Annotated in this window: 15 protein-coding genes, 2 tRNA genes and 2 pseudogenes; 13 read left to right on the top strand and 6 right to left on the bottom strand. The window is 70.4% G+C overall.

Going from position 1 to position 17,743, the window contains the following annotated elements; all coding sequences use genetic code 11:
* Positions 1-701, bottom strand: a 701-nt coding sequence (locus ACFYON_RS18935; protein WP_354866750.1) for an RICIN domain-containing protein, incomplete at its 3' end; no start/stop codon positions are given.
* A gap of 205 nt (positions 702-906) precedes the next feature.
* Between ACFYON_RS18935 and ACFYON_RS18930 the strand changes: the two are divergent.
* From ACFYON_RS18930 to ACFYON_RS18905, 6 genes and pseudogenes are all read left to right on the top strand, one after another.
* Positions 907-1,528, top strand: a pseudogene (locus ACFYON_RS18930) (class I SAM-dependent DNA methyltransferase).
* Positions 1,529-1,587: 59 nt separating this feature from the next.
* The gene (locus ACFYON_RS18925) at positions 1,588-1,929 is read left to right on the top strand and encodes a DUF1330 domain-containing protein (RefSeq protein ID WP_354866748.1); all 342 of its coding nucleotides are present in this window, start codon (positions 1,588-1,590) and stop codon (positions 1,927-1,929) included.
* Between the two features lie 2 nt (positions 1,930-1,931).
* The gene (locus ACFYON_RS18920; protein ID WP_354866746.1) at positions 1,932-2,969 is read left to right on the top strand and encodes a P1 family peptidase; all 1,038 of its coding nucleotides are present in this window, start codon (positions 1,932-1,934) and stop codon (positions 2,967-2,969) included.
* 351 nt (positions 2,970-3,320) lie between these two features.
* On the top strand, positions 3,321-4,028 hold the full coding sequence (locus ACFYON_RS18915; RefSeq protein WP_354866744.1) for an excalibur calcium-binding domain-containing protein: 708 nt from the start codon (positions 3,321-3,323) through the stop codon (positions 4,026-4,028).
* Between the two features lie 427 nt (positions 4,029-4,455).
* Positions 4,456-5,523, top strand: coding sequence for a polysaccharide deacetylase family protein (locus ACFYON_RS18910; RefSeq protein WP_354866742.1), 1,068 nt, complete (start codon positions 4,456-4,458; stop codon positions 5,521-5,523).
* 247 nt (positions 5,524-5,770) lie between these two features.
* Entirely contained in the window at positions 5,771-6,157 is a 387-nt protein-coding gene (locus ACFYON_RS18905; RefSeq protein WP_354866740.1) for a hypothetical protein, read from the top strand.
* A gap of 70 nt (positions 6,158-6,227) precedes the next feature.
* On the opposite strand, the gene ACFYON_RS18900 is transcribed toward ACFYON_RS18905, so the two are convergent.
* Positions 6,228-6,722 (bottom strand): NADAR family protein, encoded by a 495-nt coding sequence (locus tag ACFYON_RS18900; protein ID WP_354866738.1) that lies wholly within the window; start codon positions 6,720-6,722, stop codon positions 6,228-6,230.
* A 209-nt stretch (positions 6,723-6,931) separates the two neighbouring features.
* Between ACFYON_RS18900 and ACFYON_RS18895 the strand changes: the two genes are divergently transcribed.
* Positions 6,932-7,498: a hypothetical protein gene (locus tag ACFYON_RS18895; RefSeq protein WP_354866736.1), complete on the top strand. Its 567-nt coding sequence runs from the start codon at positions 6,932-6,934 to the stop codon at positions 7,496-7,498.
* A 131-nt stretch (positions 7,499-7,629) separates the two neighbouring features.
* Here ACFYON_RS18895 and ACFYON_RS18890 read toward each other — a convergent pair whose 3' ends face one another.
* Entirely contained in the window at positions 7,630-8,073 is a 444-nt protein-coding gene (locus ACFYON_RS18890; RefSeq protein ID WP_354866734.1) for a hypothetical protein, read from the bottom strand.
* Between ACFYON_RS18890 and ACFYON_RS18885 the strand changes: the two genes are divergently transcribed.
* From ACFYON_RS18885 to ACFYON_RS18870, 4 genes and pseudogenes are all read left to right on the top strand, one after another.
* The gene (locus tag ACFYON_RS18885) at positions 8,047-8,358 is read left to right on the top strand and encodes a tyrosine-type recombinase/integrase (RefSeq protein ID WP_354866732.1); all 312 of its coding nucleotides are present in this window, start codon (positions 8,047-8,049) and stop codon (positions 8,356-8,358) included. The genes ACFYON_RS18890 and ACFYON_RS18885 overlap by 27 nt on opposite strands.
* A 505-nt stretch (positions 8,359-8,863) precedes the next feature.
* Positions 8,864-11,812 carry a DUF4132 domain-containing protein gene (locus ACFYON_RS18880; RefSeq protein ID WP_355014935.1) on the top strand — a complete coding sequence of 983 codons (2,949 nt, stop codon included), beginning with the start codon at positions 8,864-8,866 and terminating at the stop codon, positions 11,810-11,812.
* Positions 11,813-12,140: 328 nt separating this feature from the next.
* Complete coding sequence (locus ACFYON_RS18875; protein WP_354866728.1) at positions 12,141-13,094, top strand: DUF1963 domain-containing protein; 954 nt, start codon at positions 12,141-12,143, stop codon at positions 13,092-13,094.
* Between the two features lie 255 nt (positions 13,095-13,349).
* A pseudogene (locus ACFYON_RS18870) lies at positions 13,350-13,484 on the top strand (transposase); the annotation flags it as partial.
* 62 nt (positions 13,485-13,546) lie between these two features.
* Here the strand turns inward: ACFYON_RS18870 and ACFYON_RS18865 are convergent.
* Both ACFYON_RS18865 and ACFYON_RS18860 read right to left on the bottom strand, forming a co-directional pair.
* Positions 13,547-13,619: transfer RNA gene (locus ACFYON_RS18865), tRNA-Arg, on the bottom strand.
* 36 nt (positions 13,620-13,655) lie between these two features.
* Positions 13,656-13,746, bottom strand: a tRNA-Ser gene (locus ACFYON_RS18860).
* 1,190 nt (positions 13,747-14,936) lie between these two features.
* Between ACFYON_RS18860 and ACFYON_RS18855 the strand changes: the two genes are divergently transcribed.
* Positions 14,937-15,623 carry a hypothetical protein gene (locus ACFYON_RS18855; RefSeq protein ID WP_354866726.1) on the top strand — a complete coding sequence of 229 codons (687 nt, stop codon included), beginning with the start codon at positions 14,937-14,939 and terminating at the stop codon, positions 15,621-15,623.
* Here ACFYON_RS18855 and ACFYON_RS18850 read toward each other — a convergent pair.
* Positions 15,620-16,393 (bottom strand): CPBP family intramembrane glutamic endopeptidase, encoded by a 774-nt coding sequence (locus ACFYON_RS18850; RefSeq protein WP_354866724.1) that lies wholly within the window; start codon positions 16,391-16,393, stop codon positions 15,620-15,622. The two genes, ACFYON_RS18855 and ACFYON_RS18850, sit on opposite strands and share 4 nt — an antisense overlap.
* A gap of 121 nt (positions 16,394-16,514) precedes the next feature.
* On the opposite strand from ACFYON_RS18850, the gene ACFYON_RS18845 reads away from it, so the two are divergent.
* Entirely contained in the window at positions 16,515-17,636 is a 1,122-nt protein-coding gene (locus ACFYON_RS18845) for a globin domain-containing protein (RefSeq protein ID WP_355014936.1), read from the top strand.
* Positions 17,637-17,743 lie beyond the last annotated feature (107 nt).

The following is a 17,743-nucleotide window of genomic DNA, read 5'->3' as shown; positions in this document are numbered from 1 at the left end:
CAGCCCGAGCGCGGCTGCGCCAACGCACCCGTGGACGACCACCGGTACGACGACGGCAGACTGCACGTACCACCCGGCGGCGGCGTGGTCGGCGGCGGCGTGGTGGGGTTGCCGCCGCCCCCGTCGACGCGGACGAGCTGCCACTGCTGGTTGGTGCCGTTCCAGTCGTCGTACTGGACGATGCTTCCGCCGTCGGCGGTCGAGGCGCCCTGCACCTCCACCGCCTTGTTGCTGTTGCGGTTGATCAGGCGGACGTAGCCGCTGTCGGAGTCGGCCAGCCGGAACTGCTGGTTGGTCCCGTTCGAATCGGACCACTGCACGATGTTGCCACCGTTGGCGGTGGAGAAGTTGTAGACGTCGAGCACCTTGCCGGACAGCCGCGACTTCAGCCGGTAGTAGCCGCCGCCGGAGTCGACGAACTGCCACTGCTGCTGGTTGCCGTTGTTGCGGGACCACTGCACGATCCGCGCGCCGTCGTTGGTGGCCAGGTTGTAGACGTCGAGCGCCTTGCCACTGTTGCGGTTCACGAGGACGTACCAGGCGTTCGTGTCGACGCTCGCGGCAGCGGCGGGCGCGGACACGGCCGCCACGGCGGCGGCGCCGACGAGGACCGCTGTGGCGCCCGTGGCGACGACTCGCGGCAACCATCCGCGCCGTCGCGGCGGCGACTCCGACGATGGGGACCTACCGAAAGCAAACATGTTCCTCCTTCAGGTCACACATGTTGTGAGCGCTAACAATGCGTCCTGGCGCGTCTACCCCGCAGCCGGCCTGCCCCGCAGCCGTCCGCGCCCGCCCGGTGAGCCATCTACGCCGCCGCCCGGTGCCATCGACTGTGAGCGATAACACGCCGTTCGTCAAGTCGTAACATTCGATGGACGGGTCGTTCACTCCTATGGTCGACGGGTGGACGACACGCAGGTACGGCACGCGTACGGGGCGGCGGCGAGCCTCTACATCGACCTGTTCGGCACCACCGCACAGGTGCACCCCGACGATCTCGCCCTCATCGAGCGTCACCTGGCCGGACGGGCCGGGCCCGTGCTCGACCTGGGGTGCGGGCCGGGCCACCTCACCGACCACCTCCGTACGCGAGGCGTCGACACCACCGGGATCGACATGGTCCCCGAGTTCATCGCGCACGCGCGGGCCACCCATCCGGACGGCGCGTACCGGCTCGGGTCGCTCGACGACCTCGCCGTCCCGACCACTCCGTCGCCGGGATCCTCGCCTGGTACTCGCTGATCCACCTGCCGCCGACGGATCTCGACCGCGTGCTGGCGGAGTTCCGCCGCGCGACAGTGCCGGGTGGGCCGCTCGTGGTCGGCATCTTCGTCGGCGACGAGGTGGCGCCTTCGACCACAAGGTGGCCACCGCGTACCGCTGGCCGGTGGACGAGTTCTCCGCACGGCTGCGACGAGCCGGGTTCGCGGAGGTGGAGCGCCTGCCGCGCCTCGACGACGACAACCACCGCCCGCACGCCGCCGTCGTAGCCGTCGCGTCCGGCCCTGAGCGAAAATCGGCGTGAACGAATACCGGCCGCTGTGCCAAGATCGGCGTTCGGAGCCCGACGGCCGGAAGGACGCCATGCCCGCGTACGCCATCGCCCATCTCCAGGACGCCGCCCCGCATCCGGACATCGCCGAGTACATCGAGCGTCTCCCGGCCACCCTCGCCCCCTACGACGGCCGTTTCCTCGTGCACGCCACGCCGCACGAGGTGAAGGAGGGCACCTGGCCCGGAGGCGTCGTGGTGCTCGGCTTCCCGGGTATCTCCGAGGCGCGGGCCTGGTGGGACTCGCCCGCCTACCAGGAGATCGCGCCGCTGCGCTCGCGGCACATCGAGGGCGACATCATCCTGGTCGAGGGCGTCCCCGACAACTACTCCCCGACCGGCATCGTGCAGGCGATCCGGGCGGCGGCCTCCTGAGCATGCCCGGCCGCCGCGCCCGCGATCTGGGGGTCGTCGTCGGGTCGCTGCCCACCGGGCCGCACAACGCGATCACCGACGTCCCCGGCGTGCTGGTCGGGCACACCACCGTCGACGACGGCGCCGACCTGCACACCGGCGTCACCGCGATCGTGCCGAGCGGGCTCGGCCCCGGCCGGTGGACGCTGCCCGCCGCCGTGTACGTCGGCAACGGCCACGGCAAGCTCGTCGGCTCGACCCAGGTGGACGAGCTCGGCGTACTGGAGTCTCCGGTCGTGCTGACCGCCACGCTGTCGGTGTTCCGGGCGGCGGACGCGCTGCTCGGGTATCTGATGGCGGGCCGGCCGGACGGGCTGTCGTTCAACCCCCTGGTCGGTGAGACGAACGACGGGCACCTGTCGGACATCCGCCGCCGCCCGATCACCGAGGCGCACGTCCTGGCCGCAGTCACCGGGGCGACCGGTGGGCTCCCCGCCGAGGGCTGTGTCGGGGCCGGTACCGGCACCACGGCCCTGGGCTACAAGGCGGGCATCGGCACCTCGTCCCGCACGGTCGGGGCCGCCGGCCACACCCGGACGGTCGGTGCCCTGGTCCAGTCCAACTTCGGCGGCGTCCTCACCGCGCTCGGCGTGCCGCTTCCAGTCGACGAGCTGGTGCCTGCCGTCGACCCGACCGAGCCGCCGGGCAACTCGTGCATGATCGTGGTGGCGACCGACGTACCCCTGGACGCGCGGCAGCTCCGGCGGCTCGCCCGCCGGGCCGTGTTCGCCATGGCCCGGGTGGGCGCGTCCTTCAGCAACACGAGCGGCGACTACGCGATCGCGTTCACCACGTCGGATCAGCCGCCGATCCCGGACGCCGCGATCGACCCGGTGTTCGCCGCCGTCCTGGACGCGGTGGAGGAGGCGCTGCTCAACTCGCTCTTCACGGCCGTCACCACCACCGGCGTGGGCGGTCGCACCAGTCATGCGGTTCCGCACCGGGCCGCCGTCGAACGGCTGGCGGCGGCGGGCCGGCTCACCGACCGGCCGCACGACTGATCCATAGTCGTCGGACGGCGGTGACCGACGGACGACAGTGGTGCTGACAGTGGTGATCGATGTGTCTTCCCGGTGCAGGCCGCCCTCAGCGGCGCGGCGGCATCGACGCGACGCTCACCGCCGCGGTCGGCCGACAGGCTGTTCACTCCACTGACCGCGTGAGCCCAGCCGCCGTCCCACTCCGGGCCCCCGCCGTCGGCCGTTCGGTGAAGGGCTGACTCCAATCATCCGCGGCATCGACACCGACCCTCTGCCCGGCACCGGCCGTTTCGTCGCTTGTCGCGCCGGCAACGGCCGGTCTGTCGGCTCAGCGACACTCCAGGTCGGACGGTTCGCTCCACACTGCCGGCTGTGACCCAACTCCCTCCCCAGAATCCCTGGCACGGGCAGGTGCCGCCGCCACCGCCCCATCGGCCCGGCCTGCCGTTCACACCGCCCCGGCCGTCGTGGTGGCGTCGCCAGCCCGCCGCGCTCAAGGTGCTCCTCGTCAGCGGCATCGCGGTGCTCACCTGCTGCGGCGGGCTGCTCGGCATCGGCATCGCCGCCGGTCCCGCCACCGAGCAGAGCACGTCGCCGGAGAAGGCCGTCGCCCAGGAGGTGCCGACCGTGGCGGCACCCGCCACCACCACCGCCGCGCCGACGGCCGAGGCCGGCTCCGTCTCACCGGAGCCGCCGCCCTCATCCACCGCTGCCGCGCCGACCACCGCGAAGCCCGCGTCGAAGCCGAAGCCGCGCAAGACCACGGCACCCGCCGTCTACTACAAGAACTGCGACGCCGTACGCGCAGCGGGCAAGGCGCCGCTGCGCCGCAGCGAGCCGGGGTACCGGACCGGACTGGATCGTGACCTCGACGGCGAGGCGTGTGAGCCGGGCGGGGGCAACGGCGACTCCGGCGGCGGCAGCACGGGCGGCGGCAGCACCGGTGGTGGCGGCAACGATCCGCGTTTCGGCACCTGCAAGGAGGCGAACGCCAACGGGTACGGCCCGTACACGCAGGGCAGGGATCCGGAGTACTACTGGTACATCGACCGGGACAACGACGGCACGGTCTGCGAGTGAAACCGACGCCGGGCGGACCGTACGGCGCCGCCCCGGCGGTCACTCCAACTCGGCGTCGAACGCCCGGCGGGCGCGCTCGATCCGGGCCATGTGGGCGTCGGCTCATTCGCGCGTCCAGCGAACCGGTCCTGCCCTCGGGTAGCTCCACGACCACAGCAGGTACGCGGGTGGCCAGTAGGTCACGGCGGCGACGGCGAGGTACCAGGGACGCCATCCGTCGAGCAATCCGCGGTAGCCGTGGGCATCGGTCACCCGATCCGCGCGGGGCGGTCAGCCGGCCTGATGGACCGGCCCTTTCCGGAAAACTTCCGGAAAATCATTGACGGGTTCGAAACGCCGCTGAAATACTCCGAACGCGTTGGCATCAATCTCTGTCGATTAGAGCCATGCGTCATCAGGTGTCGCCCGTCCCAAGGAGGACCTGCGCATGTACGCCAGCATCGGCGGCTCCCGCCGCCCGTCCGCCCCCCGAAAATCGCGTCTCACCGTCCGGTTGGCCGTGGTCGCCTCCACAGTGGCGCTGAGTGCCGCCGGTCTCGCGGTCGCCGCCACTCCGTCCAGCGCCGCCACCTGCAACGGGTATGTCGGCCTCACCTTCGACGACGGGCCGACAGGCAGCACCAGCGCCCTGTTGTCCGTGCTGCGCGCGAACAACGTACGGGCGACCATGTTCAACGTCGGCCAGAACGTGCAGAGCAACCAGTCCGCCGCGCGGGCCCAGGTCGACGCGGGCATGTGGGTGGCCAACCACAGTTGGAACCACTCGCACATGACCTCGATGAACCAGAGCCAGATGCAGTCGGACCTCTCCCAGACGAACTCGGCGATCCAGGCGGCGACCGGCGTCCGGCCGCAGTTGTTCCGCCCGCCCTACGGGGAGACGAACTCGACCCTCCAGTCGGTCGCCTCGTCGCTCGGCCTGCGCCAGGTGATCTGGGACGTCGACTCCCAGGACTGGAACGGCGCCAGCGTCAGCCAGATCGTCTCCAACGCCAGCCGCCTTCAGGACGGCCAGGTGATCCTGATGCACGACGGCATTCAGAACACCCGCGACGCGATTCCGCAGATCATGGCCAACCTGAGCAGCCGTAACCTGTGTCCGGGCATGATTTCACCGAGCACCGGCCGAGCGGTGGCCCCGGACGGCACTCCGCCGCCGACCACTCCGTCGCCGACCGGCACGCCGACCGCTCCGCCGCCGACCACTCCGCCTCCCAGCGGCGGGTGCACGGCGACGGCGACGACCCCCAACGTCTGGGGTGACCGGTACAACACCTCGGTGACGGTTCAGGGGGCCAGCAACTGGACCGTGGTCGTGGCTCTGACTCCGCCGCAGCGGGTCTCCACCACCTGGAACGGCTCCCCCAGTTGGGACAGCACCGGTTACGTGATGACGATGCGGTCCAACGGCGGCGGCAACACCTTCGGCTTCACCACGATGATGAACGGCAACAGCAGCGCCAGACCCCAGATCCGTTCCTGCACCACGGGTTGATCCCGGTGGCCCGCCCAGGCCACCGAAACGGCTCAGGTGGGTGTGGTCGACCAGGTGCCCCTACGGTGAACTCCAACTGACCCTGGACCGTAGGGGCGCCCCGGCCGACGCGGAGCAGACGGAACAGGCAAGGCCAGCACACACCGACCAGCAAGGCGGGTGATTGGGCTGGGCCACGTCCGTGGACGCAACCCTGGGGGCTAGCCGAGGATCTCTCCGGCTCACCGATGAACAAAGATGCGGCCCTATGAGCCATGAGCATCACGTCTTCCGCAACCCGCCACCGGCAACACCGGGCGAGGTGCGTGCGGCGTTCGATCGCGGCGAGCTTTTCAGCGCCCTGGACGCCATGGTCGGCGCCGTTCTGCATGGCGGTGGGGACTGGAAGGAGCTGCAGGAACTCTATCTTGGTCTACTCGATCACGAGGATCGCCAGGTGAGGCTCCTTGCCGCGACTTGCCTGGGGCACCTGGCGAGGGTCTATGGCCGACTGGACGAAGACCGGGTGGTTCCCGAACTGCGCCGCGTCGGGGCGACCAATGCGTTGGAAGACATTGAGATCTACCTCCATCCGCGCCGTGTACGTTGGCGCGGGCGCGTGTGGAAAGCCGTCCGTCCTTGGACGTGGATCTAATCCGGCGCCCGGGTTGCGCCTACCGTGCCTGCCGCGATCCCTTCTGCCCCGGACAACGCGGTCGCGATCGTTACGCCCAGTGCTGTCGCCTCTGTCGGCGGCCCTCGGCGTTGGCGTTCTGGGTGAGGTCGGCGCGTAGCTGGGTGCGGGTGCGCATCAAGATCCGTCCGAGCATGTTCTTGCCGGTGCCACTCCGGCCGCGTCCCCAGTAGTGGTCAGTGCTGGTGTCCTCGACGATCTCCTCGTCGCCGGTGTCCAACAGGATGGCGCGGATGTCGGCGTGGGCGGTGAACTTGGCCGTCACGGCCCGGCGCATCACGTCGTCTTTGACCCGTTCCCAGTCGCGGCGCAGCGGGCGGGACCGGTCGCGGCCCAGTTCGGCGGCCCGCAACGGGGTCGCCGTCCGCCGGATGAGCTCGGCGTGGCGGTTACCGGGGAACTTCTGGGCCTGGAAATAGTGCTCGGAGGTCGTCCACCAGTGGCCGTCGAGGTCGAAGCCGTGGCCGGAGAAGTTGGAGAAGCAGCCGTACGGAACCTCGTCGGCACCGTAGAAGTAGATCGTCATCTGGGCCTCGGAGCGGGGGGCGGATCTTCACCGTGTCACAGGCATCGACCGGGCGGCAATCGACTTCGCCGGCAAGATCCGTCAAGCATGTGGTGGGATGAAAGAGTCCACTTAACCGCAGATCCGATCGTTTCGGACGCGCTGTCAGCGGCTAGATGCGGATGCTGGCTTGTCCGTCGGCGTCGACGCCGCCCGACGATAATGGCGAGATGCTTGCGACCAGCGCCTGGTGGAATGCGATCGACCCGCAGTTGCTGAAGCAGATAGACGACCTGCTGTGCACACGTCGACTGATCCAGGCGGTCGTCCTCCTGCGCCAGGAAGGTGGACTGCAACCGCCGCCCGGCCTGTACGAGGCGCAGGATCTGCTGATCGAGCGACGCGCCGAGCTAGGCCGGCAGGGTCCCCTCGAGCCCCAGCCACCGCCACCGACGACCGCGCAGCTGATCGAGAAGGCGGACGCCATCACCGCACCAATCCTCGCCGTCGAAGCCTTTTGGGACGGTGACACACAGGGCTGGTTCGTCGTCCTGGTGGCGATCGTGAGCCGGCCGGGCCGACACCACGATCGCTTCGATGAGGTGCCGTTGACGGTGCTACGACACGGCGGAGACATCCGTCTGTTCACCGGGCAGGTACCGCCCTGGCCGGAGGCACAACAGGCGATCGAGCAGGGCCAGGCTGTCGCGCGACATATCGGCGTGCCGTTCCACTTCACCAACCCGGAAGCGCCGGACGTCGACCTGCCGCGCTGGTGGGACAAACAACCCACCTGATAGCCACACACCGCACCGTCGGCCGTCACCGGAGATCCGAGATGCGGGCGGGACCGTGCATGCTCATCGGCCATGACAGGACGTTCCGTCGGCGGCTCCTGCCGCCCTAGACCTCTGGGACCTGTCGCGCATCACCTGGCAGAGTTGCGTCGCGTAGATTGCCGTGGGCCGAAGAAGACTTCCTCGCCGTTGAGGATGTAGAGCTTGAACAGCGGCGCTGCGCGGTGCACGCGCACCTCTGCTACTGCGTCTTTGACCAAGCCAAGGTCTCCGAGTTCGCGCACCGCCTCGACAATGGCGTCCGTGTGCCGACGGGTGATCCGCTCGGCGCGCTCGCGCACGCCGGGATCGTCCGACTGGACGGCAGGCACGCTGCTGGTGTCGCACAGCGTCAAGCGGATCAAGGAGCGCGACCCGGCGGCCGACCGGCGAACCTGCCTGGTGGTCAGCGAACTCAAGACGCGACGCTCCCGCGAACCCTGTACCTCAGGCCCCAGTTGGTCGACCTGCTGCGCCGGCATCGCGCTCGGCAGGCTGAGGAACGACTGGTGGCCGGCGAGGCATGGCAGGATCACGGCCTGATCTTTCCGAGCGAGGTCGGCACTCCGCTGGATCCGGACAACTTCTCGCATCGGCTTTCGGCGCTGTGCAGGCGTGCCGGGCTCGGGCACTGGCATCCGCACGAGCTCCGCCATTCCGGGGCCTCGCTGATGTTGGCGCAGGGCACCCCGCTGCACGTCGTATCGGAAGTGCTCGGGCACACGTCAATTGCGATCACGAAGGATGTGTACGGGCATTTGATGGAGGACGACCGCCGCTCGACTGCGGAGGCCATGTCCCGGGCACTGTTCGGGAAGTGAGGCGGCCCGTGGCTCCCAGCGTGGCTCCCACAGCCGCTCAGAACGCGTGCCGGACGGAAATGAAAAAGCCCCCGACCCTGCCGTTCTGGCTGGTCGGGGGCTTCTCCCTGTGCTGTGCACCCGAAGGGACTCGAACCCCTAACCTTCTGATCCGTAGACAGCGCCCCAATCGGAAGAGCTCAAGGCCTTAATGGCCACGTCCAACTGCACCCGTTCCGCAACATTTGTCAGCTTTCGAGTGCGCTGAATCCTCCTCTCACAAATTGTGAAAACCATCCACCGATAAAAGGCGCGTCTGCCGCCGATCTGATCCGAGATGACGCGTTGTAGACCCGCTCGAATCGAACGAATCGCAGCCCCGCTCCGTCACCCTCAGGAACCGGTTCGATGACGGGAAGACCCTCGCACTTCCGCTGCGCTGCGGCTCCTGAAGTCTGTCCACTGGGGATGATCTGTGTCATAACGATGTACTACCCTCCCCGCGAACTGTGGACGAGGAGGCTTTATGCGCAGGTTCGTGATGCCGGACGAGGACGCCTGGCACATGCCGAAGGATTGGTCGGGCCGTGTCCATCCGCGGCGAGGTGGCCGGTGGCGGCCGGCAATCGCCGATCCGGCAGGCGCCGAGCAGCGGCTTCGGGACCTCCTCGCGACGGACCGGATCACGCAGGGACGTGCCCGCGTGCTGGGCCGCAACGCCGTCTTCGACACGGCGCTGGTCGCCGCCGGTGAGCGGCATCTGCGGACATCGGACGATGACCCGGTCGCCGCCGCGGTGGCGGCACTGCTGCTCGTCTATCGCAACGTGCCCGCCGACGCGCAGGCACTGGTGGACGCGTGGGTGGCCCGGGCCGGGCTGCTGTTCGCGGTCCGGGCCGTCGTGGCGGCGAACCAGATCTGCCACACCGGTGAGCTCTGGACCCGCGCCTCCGAGGGCAACACCTACGAGCAGGGGTGGCGCGGCGATGACCTCGGCGCCACGTACGCGGTGGCCCGGGCGGTCCGGCGTCACCTCGCGGTCGCGTCGGACCGGGATTACAGGGAGGCGGAATCCGTCCTGGCCGGGCATCGGAGCTTCCCGGCCGGCCGCATCTTGTCCTCCTACCTGATGCCGACCCGGCAGGACTGGGTGGACGAGGACTGCGCGGCGGCAGCGGCATGGTTCGACGAGCCCGGCCGGGAGGAGTGGATCCAGGCCGATCACCGCACGATGTCCGGGATCCTGTTACTGGCCGCGAGCCGCACCGAACATCTCGAGCAACTGCGCGGCGCGATCCGCCGGACGATGCTCGGCTTCGAGGAACCCGGGGACGCCGTCACGGTGCTGGACGGTGTGGGACCGGCCGCCGTCACCTTTCTGGCTGACGACTTCTATCTGAGACTGCTCTACCTGCACGACGGGAGCACCCTGGACAAACCGGCACGGCTCAACTCGGATGCGGCCCGGTTCGTCGCCGGCACACCCAGCGACGACGCGATGCGGATCCTGGTCCGCGACCACCTCGACGAGAAGCCGTGGCGGCCGGGGAACCTGCTCAAGTCGGGCGTGCTGACCCACTACCCGCTGCGGGTTCTGCGTGTCCTCGCCGAGCGCGACGACGCGGTGTCGCGTGACCTGTTCGGCGCGATGGTGCTCACCGAGCCGCGTTGGATCCCGCACCTGGCCGGGCCGGGCCGCGCCCGGGCCGAGGAGATCGTCGCGAACGGCGGGGCCGGGCTCGGCGCCGGATGGGCGACGATGCTGGACCAGCAGGACTACTACCGCCCCATCGACGGCGCGGACAACGTGAAACGGGCCGTCGCCGCGCTGGCCGCGATCCCGACCGAAGAGGCGTTCGGGCTCGTCGTGGACCGGGTCGAGCGCCAGTACTTCCGGCCGGCGTTGCTGGCGGCGGCCAAGCGCGATCCCGGGACGGCGCTGCGGGCACTGCTCACCGGCGCCACCGAGCCGCCCGTCATCGAGCTGCTGCGCGACCACGTTCTCGCATATCCCCAGTCGCTGGCGGCCCTCGACGACGACGGCCGGTCCCGCGTCCAGGCGATCACCGGTCTCCCTTCCTCCAGCCCGGAGGGCGTGGTGCCACCGATTCTGGCCGGCGTGCTGCCGCGGGAGCCGGACCTGCCGGAGTGGCTGATCCCCGCCAAGCTTCCCGAGGTCACCCTCCGCGACACCGGCGAGAGACTGGCCTCGGAGGCGGTCCACCGCCTGTGTGTGTTACTCGCCCTCTCCACGATCACCGAGCCGCGACCGGAGCTCATTGCCGCCCGTGACATCTGCGAGCCACGACAGCTGGGAGCTTTTGCCTGGGCCCTCCTCGAGCAGTGGCGCGCGGCCGAATACTCGCCGAAGAGCGCCATCGCGCTGGTGTCGATCGCCGCGTTCGGTGACGACACCACCGTCGCCGACCTGGTGGCCGTCCTGCCGCAATGGTCGTCCGTCAGCGCCCGGATCCGCGCTGCGATGGACGTGCTCGCCGCGATCGGCACCGACGTCGCCCTGACCCAGCTGCATCGGCTCAGCCGCAGAGCGGCAACCACCGGTCTGCGCGAGCACGCCTCCCAACGACTCGCCGGCACAGCCGCCGCCCGCGGCCTCAGCCCCGAGCAGCTCGCCGACCGGATCGTGCCGGACCTGGGTCTCGACGCCGATGGCCGGACGGTCCTGGACTACGGGCCACGCCGATTCACCCTGAACCTCGACGAGCAGTTGCAACCGTGGATCGCGGCCGGGGATGGACGCCGGTTGTCCCGGCTGCCGCGGCCGGCCGCCGCCGACGATCCGGTGCTGGCGCCGGCGGCGTACGCGCGGTTCGCCGACCTCAAGAAGGAGGTCAAGCAGATCGGCGGCGAGCGCATTCGGGCCATGGAGGACGCCATGGTCACCGGTCGCCGGTGGAGTGCGGCCGAGTTCCGCGCCCTGTTCCTGGATCACCCGCTGATGTGGCAGCTCACCCACCGGCTGCTGTGGGCGGCGTCCGGCGAACACGGCACGGTCTGTTTCCGGGTCGCCGAGGACCGTACGTTCGCCGACCTCTACGACCAGGCATGGCAGCTCGACGACACGGCCACCGTCGCCGTGCCGCACCCGTGGCATCTCGGCGACGACCGGGCCGCCTGGTCGGAGATCTTCGCCGACTACGCCGTCATCCAGCCCTTCCCGCAGCTGGGCCGCGAGCTGGCAACGCCGGGCGAGGTAGACCTGGCTACCTTCGCCGGCATGAAGGTCGATGCGCGGAAACTGTTCGTGCTCACCTCGAAGGGCTGGCGCTTCGGCGACGACCACACCTCGGTGCTGTGCGACTGGCCGAAGACGGTCGAGATCACGTATACGCCTGGATATCACTGGCAGGGACCGGACGAACCCAAGACCCTGACTGGAGTACGCGGGTGCGATGGCCTGGACCCCGTCGCGTTCTGCGAGGTGGTGCGGGACCTGCGCTATCTGACGAGCTGATCCGCGTCTCGGGGCGTGGCGACAACCCCCGAGCCCACCGCTGCCTCACGCCAGGTCCGAGCAAGTACGGGTGGTGAATCCCGCAGCCACCACCCGTACCCGGTCGGAAAGAGGCTCGAAATGAGGTTCACCCCTCTCGGCAAGCAGGCCGCCGTCGTCACCACCGCGCTCGTCGCCTCCGCCCTGGGCGACGCTCCCGCACAGGCCCGGCTCACGCTGCGTGCAATCGATCATGAAGCCACTCGGCGCGTGTGTGCGCGGATCAGCCGAAGAGCGGACACGGAACGCCTGCCGCCGCCGGTCGAATCAGAGCTGTCAACATAAGTCCGTGGATCACTACGGACTTTTGCGGGGAGCCGCGACCGACGCGGGCTTCACCGAGACCGAGACGGCGACGTTCGCCGAGCTGCTGCGCTTCGCCATCGGGACGAGTCAGCAGTACAACGGCGAGATCGCGGCCCATTCTCGGGATCTGCCGCCCGGGCAGCCCGCCGACCTGCTCGTCGGCCAGGCCGGCGGCCTGCCGAACCTTCCGGTCGGTATGCCGTGGCCCACCGACCCGGAGGGCTACCCGCTGCCGTTCATCGCGTCTTTCGACTGTGCCGCGCTGCCGCGGGTCGAGCGGCTGCCGCTACCGTCGGCCGGCTCTCTGCTGGTGTTCCTGCATCACGAAGAGGACTACGACGTCTGTGAGCGCAGCGACGAGCAGCAGTACGGGCGGCTGCTGTATGTGCGGGCCGGCGCGGAGACCGCGGCGCAGCTGCCGGCTGACTACGCTGCCCATCCCTACTACGCGGACCGTGACTTCATCGCTCCCGAGCAGGACCTTTTCGCTGTCGTCCAGGCCGCCCTGCCCTCGTGGTTGACTGCGGAGGATGCGGACCTGTCAGTCTTTCAGCAGCAGCAGATGGCTCGCGACATGCCGCATCGTCGGGAATTGTGTGCCCTGGTCGACCGGCTCTGGCCGGCCGCCAACTCCGCCGCCTTCCAGTTCGGCGGCTACTCGTGGCACACCGGTGGCGTGTCCTACGGCCACCTGTACAACGATCCTGAGCTGGAGATGGCGGAGAAGAAGCTTCGAGGCCGCCTGACCGGCATCGGCCACGCCCAGGAGGCCTTCCTCGTGGAACAGGAGTTGCAGCGGGTCCGCCGGGAGTGGCTCCCGTTGGTGCAGTTCGAGACCCGTGACGACGTCTACTTCGGCCGCTTCATGATCCGCGTTGACGACCTCGCCGCCCAGCGGTTCGACCACGCTGTCTCCTGGACCGAGTTCACCGAGTGAGCCAGGACGGGTGCTGCTCTCCTGGCAGGCGGCGCTCAGGTCCAGTCGGCGGGTGCGTGAGCGCACGGTGTCGACGACGACCACCTCCTGACCCAGCGTGTGACGCGCGGGGCGGGCGTGGGGGTCGGGCCGGCTGATTTTCCGCCCCGGGCGGCGGCTCCGCAGGAGCCGTTTGCCTTGATCCGTAGCCTCGGCCGAGCTGTCCGTGAGACGGCGCTACACCTGCATGGTCATGTCTGCTGTCGAGAGAATCGCTACGACCATGAGGTCCGCAAGGTTCTCTACACCACCAACATCATCGAGAGCCTGAACGCACGGTTCCGGCAGGCCGCTCGCAGACGCGGGCACTTCCCGACCGAGCAGGCCGCGATGAAGGTCCTCTACCTCGTCTTCCAGCAGAAAAGAAAAAGGCTGTGACCCCTGTTCTGGCAGGTCACGGCCTTGATCGTTTGTGCGCCCGAAGGGACTCGAACCCCTAACCTTCTGATCCGTAGTCAGATGCTCTATCCATTGAGCTACGGGCGCCTGGTGCTCGGCCAGTCTACACAACCGGCTTTCGCGCGGAGACTCCGGGATTCGAACCCGGGAGGGGCTTTAAGACCCCAACCGCATTAGCAGTGCGGCGCCATAGACCAGACTAGGCGAAGTCTCCCTGGTGACCGCGAGGTCACCGCGCCCGAGGATACAGGGCGTTACCCGCCCGGGGCAAAGCGACTATCGAACCCCACCCCCGTGACCGTGTCTTGGTCGTGTGCCAGATCACGCCCACGGCTACGCTCCATCGGTATGCAGGAGCAGCCGCCGAGCGATCCGCCCCGTCGCGAGCCCGCCCCCAAGGCCCGGCGGAGCCGCTCTCCACGACCGACCTTCAGCCCGCCGCCCGCACCGGACCCCGCTGCGGAGAACGCGGCGAGCGACGCCCCGGCGCCCCGGCGTCCGCGCCGGGCGGCGCCGACCGTCGTCTTCCAGCCACCGACGCCGGCCGCCGACGCGCCGCCGACACCGCGTCCGCGTCCGGCCGCCGATCCTTCACCTGCCGATCCGGGTACGACTGCGGAGCAGGCCGCCCCGGGGGCTTCCACTGGCGATTCCGGTACGCCGCCGGCTAAGCGGGCTGCCCCGGCTGATTCGGGTACGCCAGCCGCAGCGCGGACCGCCGCCGAGGCGCCCTCACCTGTCACCCGATCGGGTGCTGATGACACGGCCGACCCGCTCTCGGCAGGCGGAGAGCCGGTGCCGGCAGCGCACCGGCCCCAGTCGGCCGCCACGGCGGTGCCGCGGAAGGCCCGGGACAGCACGCCCTCGACCGATGAGACGCCCGTCACAGCGGAGCAGCATCGGGCCACCGAGCATCCGGCCGAGCCGGAGCCATCGTCGGCCGGAGAGGGGTCGCCGAAACGGACGCGCCGCGCTCCCGTCGCCAGGAAGACGGCCCCGGTCGCCGAAGAGGCCCCGGTCGCGGCGAAGAAGGCCGCCCCAGCGGTCAAGAAAACCGGTCGGAAGGCGTCGGCTACGCGCGAGACGGCGACCGCCGTGCCGGATCCCACAGCCGCCGAGCGGGAGCCCGACGGCGCCGGACCGATCACGGCGGAGCCCGGCACCGCACCTCGCCCCGGACGGACCCGCCGGCCCACCAAGACGACAACAGCGACCCCGACAACGGCGAGCCGGGCAACGGCAGGCCCGACGAAGGCGAGCCCGACAGCAGCGGCCCCGACAACGGCAGGCCCGGCGAAGGTAGGCCCGGCACAGAGGGAAGCGAGTCCGGCGGAGGAAAGCCTGACGGAGGCTGCGGCCGTCGACGAGCGGGCGCCTGGACGGCCTGACTCTTCGCGTACCCCGGTGGCGGGCTGGCGGGCGGTGGGGCCGAAGCTGCGCGACCACCCCGGGTTCGCGCCGGAGCTGCTGGCCCTGGCGGCCGTGGAGGTGCTCGGGCCGCGCGCCTCGGCCTGGGTGGAGCAGGTCCGGCGGGCCTACCCGGAGGCGGACGCCGACGGGGTGGCCCGGCTGGCGACCCGGCGGTTCGTCCGGATGGCCGGTACGGGTGGGGCGCTGGCGGCGGGCGCCGGGCTGTTCGCGCCGGTCGCGGAGCTGGCGACGGTGCTGTGGACGCAGGCGAACCTGGTGTTGCACCTGGCGGCGACGTACGGGCGGGATCCGGCGCATCCGGATCGGGCGGCCGAGCTGCTGGTGCTGACGTCGGTGCATCCGGACGACGGCACCGCGCGGGCGGCGTTGGCGGCGGCTCGGGCGGCCGACGCTCCGGCGGACGGTCCGTTGGGGCGGGTGGCGCAGGCGGCCTGGCGGCTGGCCACGCCGGTGGCCGCGCAGGCGGGTGGCTGGGTCGGGCTGCGGTTGGTGGCCCGGTTGCTGCCGGGCGCGGCGGCGCTGGCTGCCGCGACCGGCGGCACGGCGGCGGCCGAGCGGGTGGCGGCGCGGGCGATCGCCCGGTACCGGACCACCCGGCGCGTGACCGGCAGCGGCGCCGAGCCCGATCGGCGGCAGGACGGCGAGGTGACAGCGACCTAGAGCCAGTCGAACCAGGACTTCGGCAGCATCGCGTAGCCGACGAACGCGAACACGTCCAGCAGCGTGTGCGCGACGATCAGCGGGGCGACCCGGCGGGTGCGCAGGTAGAACAGCCCGAAGATCACGCCCATCACGGCGTTGCCGACGAACGCGCCGAAGCCCTGGTAGAGGTGGTAAGAGCCGCGCAGCAGCGCACTCGCGGCCAGCACCGCGCCGATCCGCCAGTTGAGCTGCCGCAGCCGGGTGATCAGGTAGCCGACCACGATCACCTCTTCCAGCACCGCGTTCTGCACGGCGGCGAGGATCAGCACCGGCACCGTCCACCACAGGTCCGGCAGCGCGGCCGGGACGAGCGTGGCGTTGACGCCGAGCTGCGCCGCCGCCCAGAACAGCGCCAGCCCGGGCAGGCCGATGAGCGCGGTCAGGCCCGCACCCCGGGCCAGGTCGGAGGCGGGCCGGCGGAAGTCGACGCCGAGTGTCCGTGCCGGGTCGCCGGGGTCACGAGCCAGCAGGTGTACGGCGAGCAGCACCGGCAGCAGCGCGAAGACGATCCCGAGCAGCTGGTACGTGAGATCGAGGTACGGCCGGGCCGACGCGGAGGTGTTCAGCGCGGCGGTCTGCTTGGACAGCCCTCCGGTCGCGGTCAGCTTGGCGATGAGCGACACGAGCGCATACACGGCGGACTGGCCGAGGGACAGACCGAGCACGAGCAGCGTCTCGGTGCCCAGCATCCGGCGGGAGACCGGGCGGGCCAGCTCGTCAACCGTCACCGGACCATGAAAGCACTTCGGCGTACCGGCCTGGCGATCGCACAGCCTGTGCGACCGGCACACACGCTCCGTGGACATTCTGTGACTGCCGATCCGCCGTCCGGAGAAGGAGCGTGCCCCCGTGGAGAACTTCGCGCGGCTGCTGAAGGAGAGCTGGGCCCTGGTCGAGGAGGACCGCGAGCGGCTCAGCCGCCACTTCTACGCCCGGCTGTTCCTCCTCGACCCGGAGCTGCGCAAGCTGTTCCCGGTGCAGATGAACGGGCAGGGGGACCGCATCCTGGAGGCCATCGTCACGGCCACGCAGACGGTGGGCGACCCGGAGAGCTTCGACGAGTACCTGCGCGCCCTGGGCCGGGACCACCGCAAGTACCACGTGGCGGCCGGGCACTACGCGACGATGGGCGTGGCGCTGCTCGACGCGTTGCGCAGCATCGCCGGGGACGGCTGGAACCTGGAGTACGACCAGGCGTGGCGGGAGGCGTACGCGAGCATCAGCGCGCGGATGCTGGCCGGCGCGGAATCGGACGGGAACCCGCCGTTCTGGCACGCGGAGGTGCTGACGCACGAGCGGTGCGGCCCGGACACGGCGGTGCTGACCGTGCGCGCGCTCCAGGATCCGCTGCCCTGGCTGGCCGGCCAGTACGTGAGCGTGGAGGTGCCCCGCTACCACCCGCGGGTGTGGCGGACGTACTCGGTGGCGAACGCGCCGAACGAGGAGAACGTGCTGGAGTTCCACGTGCGTACGCCGCCGGGCGCGGCCGGTTGGGTCTCCGGTGCGCTGGTGCGCCGCACCAAGCCGGGTGACCTGCTGCGGGTGGCCGCGCCGATGGGCTCGATGACGCTGGACCCGGACTCCACCCGGGACGTCCTCTGCGTGGCCGGCGGGGTCGGCCTGGCACCGGTCAAGGCGCTGGTGGAGGAGCTGACCCGGGTCAACCGGACCCGCTGGGTGCACGTCTTCTACGGTGCCCGCCGCCCGGACGAGCTGTACGGGCTGCCCGGTCTGGAGGACCTCGTCGCGTCCCACCCGTGGTTGTCGGTGACGCCTTCGTGCAGCGAGGACCCGGGCTTCGGCGGCGAAATCGGTGACGTCTCCGAGGTGGTCACCCGGTACGGCCCGTGGACCACGCACGACTGCTACGTCTCCGGCTCGGCGGGCATGGTCCGGGCCACCCTGCGGGCGCTCGCCGCCGACGACGTCCCGCCGGACCACATCCGGTACGACACGTTCGGCAGCCTCTGATCTTTCCTCCCCCCGAGCCGGGGGGGGGGGGGGGGGGGGGGGGGGGGGGGGGGGGGGGGGGGCGGGGGCGGCCCGCGCGGGCGGGGGGGGGGGGGCGCGCGCGGGGC

The organism is Micromonospora sp. NPDC005686, from assembly GCF_042871665.1.
Classification (GTDB): Bacteria; Actinomycetota; Actinomycetes; order Mycobacteriales; family Micromonosporaceae; genus Micromonospora.
This window is presented reverse-complemented; position numbering and strand designations above follow the sequence as displayed.